Genomic DNA, 13,379 nt, shown 5'->3' on the forward strand with positions numbered 1-13,379 from the left:
AGCCCGCGCCCGTGGCGGGCTCTTTTCGTGGGGCGAAGCTTGCGCTCCTAGCCGAGGACGACCGCGTCGCCCAGGGCCACGCGCCCCGGCCGCACGGTCGATCCATACACGCCGAGGCAGCCTTCGCGCGTCTGGGCGACGGCGCGCAGGATCGCGGGGTCGGGCGCGCCCGTCGCCGGATCCACGGTGATCACCACGCAGCGTCCATCGCGCTTGTCGACGCGGATCTCCGCGTCTCCGATCCGCAGGGTCGCGCCGACCCAGTCGTCCTCGGGATGGGCCGCGTCGCCCGTCGCTTCGATCAGTAGGTTGGGACGGAAGCGAAGGACGTCGAGATTGGTCCCGAGCGCGGCGCCGAGGGAGGCGACAGTTTGCGTGCTGATGACCGACACCGGGAACACGTCGAAGGCGCCGCGATTCTGACGGATCACGCGCGCGTCGTGCCCCAGCTCGGCGGCCAGCGCGGGGTCCGTCACGTCGAGTTCGCGGCCGTCCGGCGTGTGCACGTGGGTGGCGGAGCTCTCCGGCTTGCCTGGCTCGAGGAAGCGCGGCCGGTAGTGCCAGAGCTCCGGAAGCTGTCGGATCGTGAGCCAGGGGAAGTTGCTCTTCTCCATGCCGCCGCGGACGAAGGCCCAGCGGCGGTCGCCGGCCAGCCCTTGCCAGGAGAGCTCGACCTCTTGCAGCGGCTCGGCTGCCATCGACTTGATCGGATAGCGCCAGAGGCCGACGACGCGGCCGAGGGTGTTCATCGTTCGCATGCTTGCTCCTGTCGCCGGGGCGATCACTCTAGGACGTGCGCGAGTCGAAGGCAATCCCTGCCAGGAACGTTGGGTCGTCGAGCCAGCGCGGCCGACGTCTGCGCGTCCAGCGCGCGATGTTCAGGTCCAGCACGAAGATGTCCATCGCCCCGGCGACGCCTGCTTCTCCGCCGTCCACACGGCGAGGAACTCGCGGCCAAGCGAGTGGGTGCGGCCCTGGAGCTTTCCGTCGACGAGCACGCCGGACGTGTTGTAGGCCCCCGAGCCATCCGCGGTGGTGAACGCGAAGTGGAGCTGTCCCCAGTCCGTGTTGACGCGTGCGTTCTCGATGGCGGTGCCGTAGAAGGTGCCGGTGAAGCGCTTTCCGTCCACAGCTGTCACGACGAACTCCTGATAGTAGGCCTCGGCGTCCGGGGTCGGCCTGAGGTCGACGGTCCAGGTGCCCAGCAGTTCGGTGGCCTCGGGCGCCGACGCAAGCTGGGCGCGCGGCGCGCAGCCGAGGGATAGTAGCAGCGTCAGGGCGGTGGCCGACTCGATCAGACGTCGCATGTCGCCTCCTAGGGCTGGCCCAAATGCGGCGCCACGACCTCGCGCGTCCGCGTGCTGGGCACCACCGGGCAGATCTCGAAGGTCACGCCGAGGCCTCTCCACTGTAGCACCCACTCCTGCAGCAGCGCCGCATCCGAGCACTCCATGAGCTGGAAGCAGCGGCCGAAGCTCGGTTCGATCCAGCTGTCGACGTACACGAGGCCGTCCGGCAGCTGGCGCCCGCCTTCGCGCAGGCGTTCGTAGACCGGAATCATGTCGTTGTCGCGGAATCGCTCGATGACCATAAATAGCATGGGCACTCCAGCTCGGGGTGTGGTTGTGGGCGATCGAGGGTCGTCAGCGCGGCTGTCCCGGCCCGCTGGCCGGATCGAAGCCGATGCTCACCGAATCGTTCCAGTTCGGATGATCGTGATCCCTGAGGTCGGGCCCGCCCGCCAGGAGGGACCGCAGGTTCGTCAGGAAGTAGATCCAGCAGCTGCGGCAGTTGACGTGCTGCCAGGCGCGCTCGGGATCGGTGGTCGCGCAGCGGGTCTGGTGGAGGTCCACCTCGGTGGCGTCGCCGAGGTCGCGGAAGCGGACTTCCACCCGCATGGTGCCGAATGTGAAACGCACCCGGCGATCTGGCTCCACCTGTTCGAAGCTGCCGCCGTGGCCGAAGTCGTGAACGTAGGTCCAGTCGTAGCGGTCGCCCGACTGGACGAGCTCGTTCGACGCGCGGACCGTGCCGTCCGCGGCGGTGTGCGTCGCCTTGTGGATGAAGAAGGACTCGAGGCCCTCGGCCGTCGCGAAGCGCCGGAACACGTCGCCGAGCGGCGCGAGGTAGTACATCCGGACGTGGAACTCGGACCAGTCGTAGGTTTCCATGGCGCGCCTCCTCGGCCCGCGACTTCCCGCGCGCGAGCACCACGAACTATCGCGGAAACGAGCCCTGGCCGCAATCGCCCCCGGGACGGTACGTCGGCGCGCAATGCGACGGACCCTCGCGGCTAGTCGATCTGCACGAGCACCTTGCCCCGCGCGTGGCCACCTTCGACGTAGCGAACCGCGTCGGCCGCCTCGGCCAACGGGTAGCTGCGGTCGATGATTGGGCGCAGCGCGCCCTCATCGACGAGCCGCGCCAGCTCGACGAGATCCTCCCTGCTGCGCTTTGCCTCGAGGCCCATCAGCTTCTGCTTCACGAAAGGCGACATCAGCGGGGCCTGCATGAATCGCCCCAGGGGTCCGATCCACGCGCCCTCGGAGTCGCCGCTGCAGAGCACCAGCCTGCCCCGCTGCGTCAGCGCCCTGCGGCAGCGGACCGGCGAGTCCATGCCGCCCAGCTGAAAGACGACGTCGAACTTCTCTGCCGTGGCCGTGAAGTCCTCGCGCGTGTAGTCGATGACCGCGTTCGCGCCGAGGGCCTTGACGCCGTCGAGGTTCCCCGTGCTGCAGACGCCCGTCACCCGTGCGCCCAGGTGCTCGGCGATCTGCACCGCGAAAGTGCCGACGCCGCCGGACGCCCCGATGATCAGCACGCGCTCGCCGGCTTGCAGCCGCGCGCTGTTCCGCAGGCCCTGCAGCGCCGTGAGACCGGCGAGGGGAATCGCGGCCGCGAGCGAGAAGTCCAGCATCCGCGGCTTGGGCGCGACGCTGCTCTCGGGGGCGCAGAGGTACTGGGCGAAGGCGCCGGTCTGCATGCCGTAGACCTCGTCGCCCACCTTCACCGTGGTGACCTCCGGCCCCACCGCCTCGACCACGCCCGCGAAGTCCACGCCGAGGCGATCGCGCTTCGGGGCCCTGAGGCCGGAGACCAGCCGCAGGAAGTAGGGCTTGCCCCGCATGAAGTGCCAGTCGTAGGGATTGACGGCGGCCCCGCGAACGCGCACCAGCACCTGTCCCGGTGCCGCGACTGGCTTTTCCACCTCGACCAGCCGCAGGACGTCCGGCGGACCATAGCGATCATAGACGATGGCTTTCACATCAACCCCTCCACACCGAGTGAGAATCGCTTTCGCCCCCTCGGTTCACTATCATAAAACTGCGCCCCGCGCGTAAACATCCTTCCGGCGCCGTCCGTCAGGGGGTCGAGACGAGGAGATGCGACGGTGACCACAGACAGCGAACATAGGCAAGACCTCGAACGGGCACAGCGAGCCTTCGCGGGGGACGAGCAGGCCTGGCGGGCCATCTACGACGACACCTGCCAGAGCCTTTTCAACCTGCTGGCCTTTCAGGTGGGCGACCGGGACGCGGCGATGGACCTGCTCCAGGAGACCTACCTCACGGCCCTCGGCAAGCTGGACCGCTACCGCGGCCAGGGTCCCCTGGGCGCCTGGCTCCGGCGAATCGCCCTGCGCAAGGCTCTCGACTGGCGGCGCGGCCTGGCCCGCCGCCTTCGCGGGAACCAGCGCCTGGCGCGCGAGGCCGACGACACCGCCCCGGAAGCCGCCAGCCCCCGCTTCGACAGCGAGCGCGCGGCCTTCCAGGCGGCCCTGAACCGCCTCTCGCCGAAGCAGCGCGCCGCGCTGATCCTCCGGGAGGTGGAAGGCCTCGACTTCGACGCGATCGCCGCCGAGCTGGGCTGCCGCGAAGCCACCGTCCGCGTGCATCTGCACCGCGCACGGGAGGGCCTGCGCCGCCTCCTGAGCACCGCCGAGACGCCGCTGTTCGCCGAGGAACTGGAAGGATGGCAGCCATGAAGAGCCTCTTCGACAAGCACGCGCATCGCCTCTCCAAGGGCGAACAGGAGCTGATCTGGCGGCAGATCTCCGCCGGCAGCCAGCAGGAGCGCCGCCGGCGGCGGCAGTTCGTCACCGCGCTGTCGGGCGCGGGGGCGCTCGTGGCCGCCGGCCTGATCCTGACCGTGATGATGCTGGATCCCAATCCGGCGAAGCGCGTCGAGACGCTGAGTGCGCCGTCGACGCGAACCGTGACGCCGGGCACCGACGCCCTCGCCGGCCGCGCCGTGGCCGATGCCGCGCCCGAGGCGCTCGACGAGGTCGCGTCGCGCGAGATGAAGAAGGACGAGGCGCCGGCGCAGCCCGCCGAGGAGGCGCCCGCCACAACGCAGAAGGTCGCGGCCCCGGCGGCCCAGGAACACAACCCCACCGTCGTGTCTTCCGAAGCGGGCCGCCGGGACGCCGCGGCCGACATGGGCAAGGCCGCGCGCGAGGAGTTGTCCGCGGCGCCCTTGGTCGCGGAGTACAGCGCCGCCCATCCCCAGCCGGAGGTGGAGCCGGACAGCACCACGTCCTGGGTGCGGACCGCGAGCGTTGCCGGCGACGTGATGCGGGTCTACGGACATGTGGTCGACAGCCAGACCGGTGACCCGCTGGCCTACGCCAACGTCACCGTCAAGGGAACAAACTTCGGTACGATGACGAAGGTGGATGGAAGCTTCGAGTTCACGATGCCCAAGGGTGAGTACACGGTGATCGTCTCATCCCTGGGCTACGATAGCGCGCAGCTGGCGGATGTCTCGCTCGAGCGCGAAGTGCTGAAGCCGTTGACGCGATTCGCCATGGTTTCGAACTCCGCCATCGCCTACATGGTGGAGGGCGAAGCGCCGGAGGTCGACGTCAAGTCCTCCTCGGAGCATCGACGGAAGGAGCAGGATCTCAGCGCCTTCGCCGTGGACAACCTCCAGGAGGCCATGGCCCTCGAGGCCGGCATCACCATGAAGGGCGGCGACCTCTACGTCCGCGGCGGGCGCACCGGCGAGGTCAGCATGCAGATGGACGGCGTGCCCGTGAAGGACCCCGGCGTCGCCCTGCCCTCCGGCGTGAAACAGCCCGAGGCGAAGGAAGAGGCCGCCAAGACCAACGACCCGCGGCCGTCCACGCTGGCGGGGCAGACGCAGCCCGCGCGGGACTCCCGTCAGGATCGCGACGAGGAGGATGCCTACGTCCGGGCCCGTCGCCTCGAACGCGAGCGCCAGCAGGCCTACTACCGGCGCTGCTGGTGGACGCCGCCCGACTACAACAACCCCAACGGCGAGCCCTTCGACGCCATGTACTTCCGCGACTACGGGACGAACCCCTTCGTCGTCACGGAAGAGGACGCGCTCTCCACCTTCGCGGTGGACGTCGACCGCGCCAGCTACAACATCGTGCGGCGCTACCTCGACGAGCGGCATCTGCCGCCCAAGGAGGCCGTGCGCGTGGAGGAGTTCGTCAACGCAATGGATCCGGGCTACGGCCGCGTGCGCCAGGGCGACTTCGCGCTTCACGCCGACGGCATGCCCTCGCCCTATCGCGACGGCTACCAGCTGCTCCGTCTGGGCGTGCAGGCCCGCGAGGCGGAGCGCGGCGAGCGCCGGCGCGCGAACCTGGTCTTCGTCATCGACACGTCGGGCTCCATGGCGCGCGAGGATCGCCTGGGCCTGGTGAAGCGCTCCCTCGGCGTGCTGCTGGATGGCCTGGGCGCCGACGACACCGTGGGCATCGTGGAGTACGGTTCCACGGGCCGCGTGGTACTTCCGCCGACGAGCGTGGAGGACCGCCGTACGATCGAGCGGGCCATCGAGTCGCTGCACACCAACGGCAGCACGAACGCCGAGCAGGGCCTCGACCTTGGCTACACGATGGCGAGTCGCGTCTACGATGCGAAGGCCATCAACCGCCTCGTGCTCTGCTCCGACGGCGTGGCCAACACGGGCGAGACCGACGCCGAGCGCATCCTCGACAAGGTGCGCTACCAGTCCGACCGCGGCATCTACCTGAGCACGGTGGGCTTCGGCATGGGCAACTACAACGACGTCCTCATGGAGACGCTCGCCGACAAGGGCGACGGCAACTACTACTACGTCGACAGCTTCGACGAAGCGCGCCGCCTCTTCGGCGACACGCTCGCCGGCACGCTGATGGTCCTGGGCCGCGACGCGAAGATCCAGGTGGAGTTCGATCCCGAGTCGGTGCTGCGCTGGCGCCTGCTGGGCTACGAGAACCGCGACGTGGCCGACGAGGACTTCCGCAACGACAGCGTCGACGCGGGCGAGATCGGCCCGGGCCACACCGTCGTGGCGCTCTACGAGCTGAAGCTCAGCGACGAGGCGGCGCGGGCCATCGGCAAGCGCGGCTCCGCCCCGCTGGGCACGCTACGCCTGCGCTACGAGCATCCCGAGTCCGAGCGGGACGCCGGCGAGGTGGAGGAGCTGTCCAAGCGCTTCGGCACCGCCGACCTGCTGGACAGCGCCAGCCGCGCGGACCTCAACCTGCGCCTCACGGCCCTGGCCGCCCAGTTCGCCGAGGTGCTGCGGGGCAGCTACTGGGCCCGGGACCTCCGTCTGACGGACCTCGAGGACACGGCCCGGGATCTGGACCGGGCGCTGGGGCGGGACGACACGGCCGACCCCGAGATCCGCGACTTCCTGCGCTCCGTGGAGCGCGCCGCCCGGCTGGGCGAGCGCTAGCGACGAGCGGCGAGCGGCGAGGCGCGTCGCGAGGCCGGTCCCGGCGCTGCCGGGGCCGGCCTCTTGCGCAGGGTTGAAACTTGTCCTGCTCTGACGCGAATATCACCCCTGTGTGCCGGTAGCACAGGCAGCGCCCCCGCGCTCGCCGGCCCGCCCGGCGCACCTCAACTCAAGGAAGGACGGCTCCCATGTTCGAACTCGGCCTGCTGCTTCTCCTGCTGGTGGGTGGTGGCCTGGTGCTCTCCCTGGCCTTCACGCTGCTGGGCGTGGTCTTCAAGCTCATCCTCCTGCCCTTCCACGTGGCCTTCTGGCTCCTGCGCGGGGTGCTGGGCTTCGCCCTCGGACTCGTCGGCCTGATCCTCTTCCTGCCGGTGCTGGGAGTGGCCCTGCCGGCGCTGATCCTGGTCTTCGGCCTGCCGCTGGCCGTGATCGGGCTGATCGTCTGGCTGGTCAAGCGCAGCACGGTGCACAGCGCGTGAGCGGCGCCGAACCCAAGCGCTGCGCGTGGGCGGGCAGCGACCCGCTTTACCAGGCCTATCACGACGGCGAGTGGGGCGTGCCCGTCCACGACGACCGCCTGCTCTTCGAGTTCCTCATCCTCGAAGGCGCGCAGGCAGGGCTCAGCTGGATCACGATTCTCAAGAAGCGCGACCGCTATCGCGAGATCTTCGCGAACTTCGACCCGGCCAAGGTGGCGCGCTTCACGCCGGCGCGCGTGGAGAAGCTGCTGGCCGATCCGGGCATCGTGCGGAACCGTCTCAAGGTAGAGGGCGCGGTGAAGAACGCCCGCGCCTTCCTCGCCGTGCGGAAGGAGTTCGGCAGCTTCGACGCCTACCTCTGGGGCTTCGTGGAGGGCAGGCCGATCCAGAACCGCTGGCGCGCGATGGGTGACATACCCGCCGAAACGCCGCTCTCCCGCGAGATGAGCCGCGACCTCAAGCGCCGCGGCTTCACCTTCGTCGGCCCCACGATCTGCTATGCCTTCATGCAGGCCGTCGGCCTGGTCAACGACCACGTGACGGACTGCTTCCGCCACGGCGAACTCACTCCCAAGCGCTAGGACGTCCCATGCACCTGCTCGTGATCGGCGGCGGCCAGTTCCTCGGCAAGCACTTCGTGGAGGCCGCGCTGGCGGCCGGCCACCGCGTCACCACCTTCAACCGCGGCCGCACGAACCCCGAGCTGTTCGCGGGGCGCGCGGGCTTGACAGCGATCCACGGCGACCGCGACGGCGGCCTCGACGCCCTCGGCGGCGGGCCCTGGGACGCCGTCGTCGACACCTGCGGCTATCTGCCGCGGGTGGTGGGGGCCAGCGCCGACGCGCTCGCCGCGCGCTGCGGGCGCTACCTCTTCGTGTCGACGATCTCCGTCTACGCCGATCCGCCGCCGGCAGGCGTGGACGAGGACAGCCCCCTGGCACAGCTCGCCGATCCCACGACCGAGACGGTCGACGGCGCCACCTACGGCGGCCTCAAGGTGCTCTGCGAGCAGGCGGTGACGCGGGCGCTGGGCTCCCGTGGGCTGATCGTGCGGCCCGGGCTGATCGTGGGGCCGGACGACCCCACGGATCGCTTCAGCTACTGGCCGCTGCGCGCGGCCCGCGGCGGCGACATCCTGGCGCCGGTCGGCGCGGATGCGCCGACCCAGCTGGTGGACGTCCGCGACCTCGGCGCCTGGATGCTCGCCCTGCTGGAGGGGGAGGCCGAGGGCGTCTACAATGCCACGGGGCCGGCCGAGCCCATCGGCATGGGGCGGCTGATCGACGCCTGCCTCGCCTCCGCTAGCACCGAGGGTACACCTGTGTGGATAACTGAGGAATTCGTTGCGGAGAAGGAGCTTACGCCGTTCGGCGACCTGCCTTGCTGGGTGCCGGCCGCCGGGGCGGGGCTCCTGCGCACCCGGATCGACCGCGCGCTGGCCCGGGGGCTGCGCTTTCGTCCGCTGGAGGAGACGGCCCGGGACACCCTGGCCTGGCGTCAACCCCTTGTGGCGCAACGCCCTCTGCGCGCCGGGCTCTCGCCGGAGCGGGAGGCCGAGCTCCTTGCGGCCTGGCGCGCCCGTTGAAGCGCGCGGGCATATCTGATAGAATCTCAGCGGTTCCCCACGGGCGCCCTACGACCCCCAGGCCAAGCGCTGACGCGCGGCTCTCCCCATGGGCCAGGCTGTCGATGGCAAGCTGCCCTGCACACCGACATCAGAGGAGGACAGAATGAAGAGAATGCTGACGATCCTCGCCCTGCTGGCGCTCACCGCCGGCTCGGCCCTGGCTCAGGACATCAGCGGCAGCACAGTGACCGTCGATCCGACCGAGTCGGAGAACGGCGTCGTCTTCCTGTGCTTCACCGTGACGAACTCCAGCCTCGACTTCGAGTGGATTGCGGACATCACGCTGACCCTGCCGGCCTGCATGACCATCCTGGACGTGCCCCCGGCATCGGCCGATCCCGCGGTCGGCTCCGATCCCTTCAACCCGGATGCCCCCATCGCCTTCACCGGCTACGGCACCAACGTGGCCAACTGGTCCGGCACCGACAGCTTCGGCTTCGGCTTCCTGACCGGTGAGAACGCCGGCGTGTTCTGCGTCAGCGTCGAAGTGAACTGCGCGTGCGACAACGTGTATCCCATCGTCTGGGATCTCGCGGGCGACGGCTTCGGCGGCGACCCCCACGTGCTCAACGGCACGCTGGACTTCTCGGTGCTCTGCAGCACGCCCACCGAGGACAGCAGCTGGGGCGACGTCAAGGCCCTGTACTAGATCCGGTAAGCCGGCCTCGCGCCGGCATTCGCTTCCAGAACCCGAGTCGTTCGCGCGGCTCGGGTTTTTGTTGCTGGCGGCGGCCGCCCCGCCTTGTCAGGAGCGCTCCCAAGTGTCATAATTAAGGATGCCGGGGTCCCGTACCGCGGCGATTGCCCCATGCTGGCCTTGGTCGGGCCGATCTCGGGCACCGATGCGATGCCCAGGCCTCGCATCCAGCCCTTCGTCGCAAGGAGGGAACATGAAAACGTTGCTCGCCGCCGCACTCTTGCTCGTGGCATTCAGCGGCATTGCCGTCGCGCAGTACCAACCGTTCATCGGCATCTACGACGACCCGGAGAACGCGCACTGCCAGGCCGACATCGCGCTGTACACGAGCGTCACCGTCTACTTCCTGGCCTACCTGCCGCCGCCGATCCAGGCGATGACGGCCGCCGAGTTTCGCGTCAGCAACCTGCCCGGCGCCGACATGGCCGTCATGACGCCCTTCTGGGGCACCGAACTCGTGATCGGCGATTTGGGCTACGGGCTCGCGCTGGCCTGGTCGCCGCCGCTGCCCGGACCCGTGGCGCAGATGGGGAGCGTCAGCTTCTTCTCGATCCAGGACTTCGGCGACGACTACCGCATCACGGTCATGCCGAGCATCAGCAGCGGCAACCTGCTCATCGTGGACGAGAACTACGAAGAGATCGCCTGCAGCGAGATGCCCACGTGGTTCACCTTCAATTGCACCGGCTCCCTGCAGGGCGGCTGCTGGTGCCCGCTCTCGATTCCCGTCGCCGTGGACGACGCGAGCTGGGGACAGATCAAGGCGCTCTACTAGGCGTTCAGCCCGCGAGCCATCAGCCCGAGCCGCGGTCGCGGCTCGGGCTTCTCATTCCGTGGGGGAGCGCCAGAGGGCACGGCCTTCCGTGTCGATGACGAGCAGGCGCCCGCCATCGACCACCAGCGCCACGCCGTGCTCGAAGGGCGTGCCCGCGGTGTAGCGCGTGGGCAGGCGCTCGGCGCCCGTGGCGTCCACGTAGCCCACGCGGCCGGCGCTCGCCACCGCGGCGAGCCCTTCGCTGAAGGGCATTCCCTCCTCGTAGCGGCAGGGGATCACCAGTTCGCCAGCGCGATTCAGGTAGCCCACGCGGCCGTTCCGGGTGACGGGCGCGAGGCCGTCCGCGAAGTCGCCGGCGTACTGCCAGCGGGGCGGCAGGACGAACTCGCCGCTGCGGTCCACGAAGCCCACGGCGCGGCCGTCGACCGTGGCGGCGGCCAGGCCCTCGCTGAAGCGCCCGCTCCAGGTGAAGCGCGGCGGGATCACCCACTCGCCCGCCCGGTCGATGTACCCGCCGAGCGAGTCCGTCACCGCCATGCAGAGGCCCTCGCTGAAGGCGTCCACGCCGCGGAAGCGCGGGGGAATGGCGAAGGCGCCGGTGCTGTCGATGAAGCCGATGGCCACGCTGTCCCGGCTCGCCGCGGCCAGGCCTTCGCTGAAGGCGTCGGCCCAGGTCCAGCGCGGCGGCGTGAGCTCGCGGCCCGCCGCGTCCAGGTAGCCCCAGCGGCCGCCCTGCGCGTAGGGGCGCCGTCCATCGCGCAGCGCGCCCAGCGCCTGGTAGCGCTGCGGACTCGCCGGCTCGCCGCCGAGGGTGACGAGGCGCCAGGCGCCGTCGTCGTCCTGCACCGGCAGCGGCGCCACCGCCTCGGCGAGCTCCGGCGGCGGGGCGGCGGTGTCGAGGAGCAGGGGATAGCGGTGGAGGCGGCCGTCGCCCAGGGCCTGCACCCGCGCGGGGAGCGCCGCGTAGACGTCCATGGCCTGCCGCGGCGGCAGCTCGCGACGGGCGAGCAGGAGCGCCCCGAGGGTGGCCGCGTCGGCGCGCGCGAGGCGGAGGCTGTCCGGGCCGGCGGGCAGGGCCTCGAGGAAGGCGTCGGCCTCGAGCACCGAGACCTGCCAGCCCTGCAGGAGCGGGTCGCCGCGGCGGGCGTCCGCCCCCGGGGGCGGGCCGTCCAGCGCGAACAGCGCGAAGCGGTTCTCGCCGGCGAGCAGCAGCTCGGGGCCGGGAGCGAGCCGGCCCGCGGCCACGGCCGCGGCGAGGGAGGCGTGGACTCCGAGGAGCGCACCGGTTCGCACCCGTCGCTCGCCGGCCAACTCGAGAACCTCGACGCCGACGAGTCCCGCCAGGCTCGCCGCCTCCCAGTCCTCCACGGGACGGCCGGACGGATCCCAGAGCAGCTCGCCCCGGCGGTTGACCAGGTTGGGACCCAGCTCCGTCTCCACCTCGGCCCACTCGCCGCGGAAGGACCCGGCCCAGACGAAGCGCGGCGCGATGGCCAGGCGGCCCGCCGCGTCGATGTAGCCCCAGCGCTGCTCCGGGAGCACCGGGGCGAGGGGCTGGGGGCCGTCGTCGAAGTCGCCCGCCTGACGGAAGACGGCCGGCACGCGCAGGGCGCCCGCGGCGTCGAGGTAGCCGAAGCGCGCGGCGCCGGCGGGCTTGACCCGGGCCAGGCCGCCGTGGAAGTCGCCGGCGAAGTCGAACTCCTGCGCGAAGGCGGGGCGGCCGTCGCGGTCCAGGTAGCGATAGCGCTCGCCGTCGCTGGAGAAGGTGGTGACGCGCCCGTCGCCCACGCGTTCGCCCAGGCGCTCCTTGCTGGCGAAGCGCTCGCGGCCGCGCCGGTCGATGACGCGGCTGTCCAGGGGGCTGTAGACGACCACGGCCAGCCCCTCCGCGAACGCGCCCAGCTCCCGGGCCGCGCGCGGCAGCGCGATGACCCACGCCCCCGCGGGGTCGATGTAGCCGCTCGCGGCGTCCTGGCCGCCGGGCTCCCGCACGCCGGCCAGGCCCTCGCTGAAGTCCGTCGCCAGGACGTAGCGCGCGGGGATGACCACGGCGCCGGTCGCGTCCAGGAAGCCGTAGCGGGGGCCCGCCGGAGTGTCGAGGCGGAAGCGGGCGCGGCCGCCGGCGTAGTCGCCCAGCTCTGCGTAGCGGGGAGGGACGAGCGCGCGGCCATCCGCGTCGATGACCCCGTAGAGCCGCGGGCCCTCGGCCGGGTCCTCGGCCACCACCGCCCGCCCCTCGCTGAAGCGCCGGGCGTCGGCGTAGCGGAAGGGCAGGGCCGGCGCGCCGCCGGGCGTCAGGTAGCCGGAGCGCCCGGCCAGGTGCGCGGGGAGCAGCGGCTCGGGCGCGGGGGCCGAATCGCGCTGCCGTGGGCCGCAGCCGGCGAGCAGGGCGAGGGCGAGGAGGAGGGCGAGGAGTCGGCGCATGATCGCGGGAGTATAGGCGGGGTGGGCGGACCTGTCAGCCCGGACTTGCCAAGTCGCGTCCCGTTGGGTACTGACTGGAGGACCCGCGACCCCGGAGGAGCCTTGAAGTTCACGCCGATGCGCATCCCGGACCTCGTCCTCGTCGAGCCCAGGGTCTTCCTCGAGGAGCGCGGCTTCTTCATGGAGACCTGGCAGGCGCGCGCCTTCGCCGAGGCCGGCCTCGACCTCCGCTTCGTGCAGGACAACCACAGCCGCAGCCGCCAGGGGGTGCTGCGGGGCCTGCACTACCAGGTGCGCCAGACCCAGGGCAAGCTGGTCCGGGTTGTGCATGGTGAGGTCTACGACGTGGCCGTGGACCTGCGCCGGGGCTCCCCGACGCTGGGGCAGTGGGTGGGCGTCACCCTCTCGGCCGAGAACAAGCGCCAGCTCTGGGTGCCGCCGGGCTTCGCCCACGGCTTCTACGTGACCAGCGAGGACGCGGAGTTCGTCTACAAGTGCACGGACTTCTACGCCCCCGAGCACGAGCGGAGCCTGCGCTGGGACGACCCGGCGCTGGCCATCGACTGGCCACTGGTGGACGGCAAGGCGCCACTGCTGTCGGCCAAGGACGCGGCCGGCGTGGCCTTTGCGGAGGCCGAGCTGCTGGACTAGCACTTGTGGCGGGGGCGTTTTTGGGCTAGC

Annotated in this window: 14 protein-coding genes; 8 read left to right on the plus strand and 6 right to left on the minus strand. The window is 70.9% G+C overall.

Annotated features, from left to right (window positions below; genetic code table 11):
- Positions 1-47: 47 nt before the first annotated feature.
- From H6693_06195 to H6693_06215, 5 genes are all read right to left on the minus strand, one after another.
- Positions 48-758, minus strand: a complete 711-nt coding sequence (locus H6693_06195; protein MCB9515766.1) for an MOSC domain-containing protein — start codon at positions 756-758, stop codon at positions 48-50.
- Between the two features lie 120 nt (positions 759-878).
- Entirely contained in the window at positions 879-1,307 is a 429-nt protein-coding gene (locus H6693_06200; protein MCB9515767.1) for a hypothetical protein, read from the minus strand.
- Positions 1,308-1,315: 8 nt separating this feature from the next.
- Positions 1,316-1,600: a DUF3303 family protein gene (locus H6693_06205; GenBank protein ID MCB9515768.1), complete on the minus strand. Its 285-nt coding sequence runs from the start codon at positions 1,598-1,600 to the stop codon at positions 1,316-1,318.
- Positions 1,601-1,643: 43 nt separating this feature from the next.
- Positions 1,644-2,171, minus strand: coding sequence for an SRPBCC domain-containing protein (locus H6693_06210; GenBank protein ID MCB9515769.1), 528 nt, complete (start codon positions 2,169-2,171; stop codon positions 1,644-1,646).
- 122 nt (positions 2,172-2,293) lie between these two features.
- Positions 2,294-3,265, minus strand: coding sequence for an NAD(P)-dependent alcohol dehydrogenase (locus tag H6693_06215; GenBank protein MCB9515770.1), 972 nt, complete (start codon positions 3,263-3,265; stop codon positions 2,294-2,296).
- A gap of 126 nt (positions 3,266-3,391) precedes the next feature.
- On the opposite strand from H6693_06215, the gene H6693_06220 reads away from it, so the two are divergent.
- The 7 genes from H6693_06220 to H6693_06250 all read left to right on the plus strand — a co-directional run bounded on the left by H6693_06220 (position 3,392) and on the right by H6693_06250 (position 10,274).
- Positions 3,392-3,985 (plus strand): RNA polymerase sigma factor, encoded by a 594-nt coding sequence (locus tag H6693_06220; protein ID MCB9515771.1) that lies wholly within the window; start codon positions 3,392-3,394, stop codon positions 3,983-3,985.
- Complete coding sequence (locus tag H6693_06225) at positions 3,982-6,696, plus strand: von Willebrand factor type A domain-containing protein (GenBank protein ID MCB9515772.1); 2,715 nt, start codon at positions 3,982-3,984, stop codon at positions 6,694-6,696. Before H6693_06220 ends, H6693_06225 begins: the two co-directional genes overlap by 4 nt.
- 188 nt (positions 6,697-6,884) lie before the next feature.
- Positions 6,885-7,175, plus strand: a complete 291-nt coding sequence (locus H6693_06230) for a hypothetical protein (protein ID MCB9515773.1) — start codon at positions 6,885-6,887, stop codon at positions 7,173-7,175.
- Positions 7,172-7,756, plus strand: a complete 585-nt coding sequence (locus tag H6693_06235) for a DNA-3-methyladenine glycosylase I (protein ID MCB9515774.1) — start codon at positions 7,172-7,174, stop codon at positions 7,754-7,756. The genes H6693_06230 and H6693_06235 overlap by 4 nt, the downstream gene beginning before the upstream one ends.
- An 8-nt stretch (positions 7,757-7,764) precedes the next feature.
- On the plus strand, positions 7,765-8,760 hold the full coding sequence (locus tag H6693_06240) for an epimerase (GenBank protein ID MCB9515775.1): 996 nt from the start codon (positions 7,765-7,767) through the stop codon (positions 8,758-8,760).
- A gap of 145 nt (positions 8,761-8,905) precedes the next feature.
- Positions 8,906-9,451, plus strand: a complete 546-nt coding sequence (locus H6693_06245; protein ID MCB9515776.1) for a hypothetical protein — start codon at positions 8,906-8,908, stop codon at positions 9,449-9,451.
- 241 nt (positions 9,452-9,692) lie between these two features.
- A complete protein-coding gene (locus H6693_06250; GenBank protein ID MCB9515777.1) occupies positions 9,693-10,274 on the plus strand; it encodes a hypothetical protein in 582 nt (193 codons plus the stop codon).
- A gap of 51 nt (positions 10,275-10,325) precedes the next feature.
- On the opposite strand, the gene H6693_06255 is transcribed toward H6693_06250, so the two are convergent.
- A complete protein-coding gene (locus H6693_06255) occupies positions 10,326-12,698 on the minus strand; it encodes a WG repeat-containing protein (protein MCB9515778.1) in 2,373 nt (790 codons plus the stop codon).
- A gap of 117 nt (positions 12,699-12,815) precedes the next feature.
- On the opposite strand from H6693_06255, the gene rfbC reads away from it, so the two are divergent.
- Positions 12,816-13,349, plus strand: coding sequence for a dTDP-4-dehydrorhamnose 3,5-epimerase (gene rfbC / locus H6693_06260; protein ID MCB9515779.1), 534 nt, complete (start codon positions 12,816-12,818; stop codon positions 13,347-13,349).
- Positions 13,350-13,379 lie beyond the last annotated feature (30 nt).

This window comes from Candidatus Latescibacterota bacterium (assembly GCA_020633725.1).
Taxonomy (GTDB): Bacteria; Krumholzibacteriota; Krumholzibacteriia; order JACNKJ01; family JACNKJ01; genus VGXI01.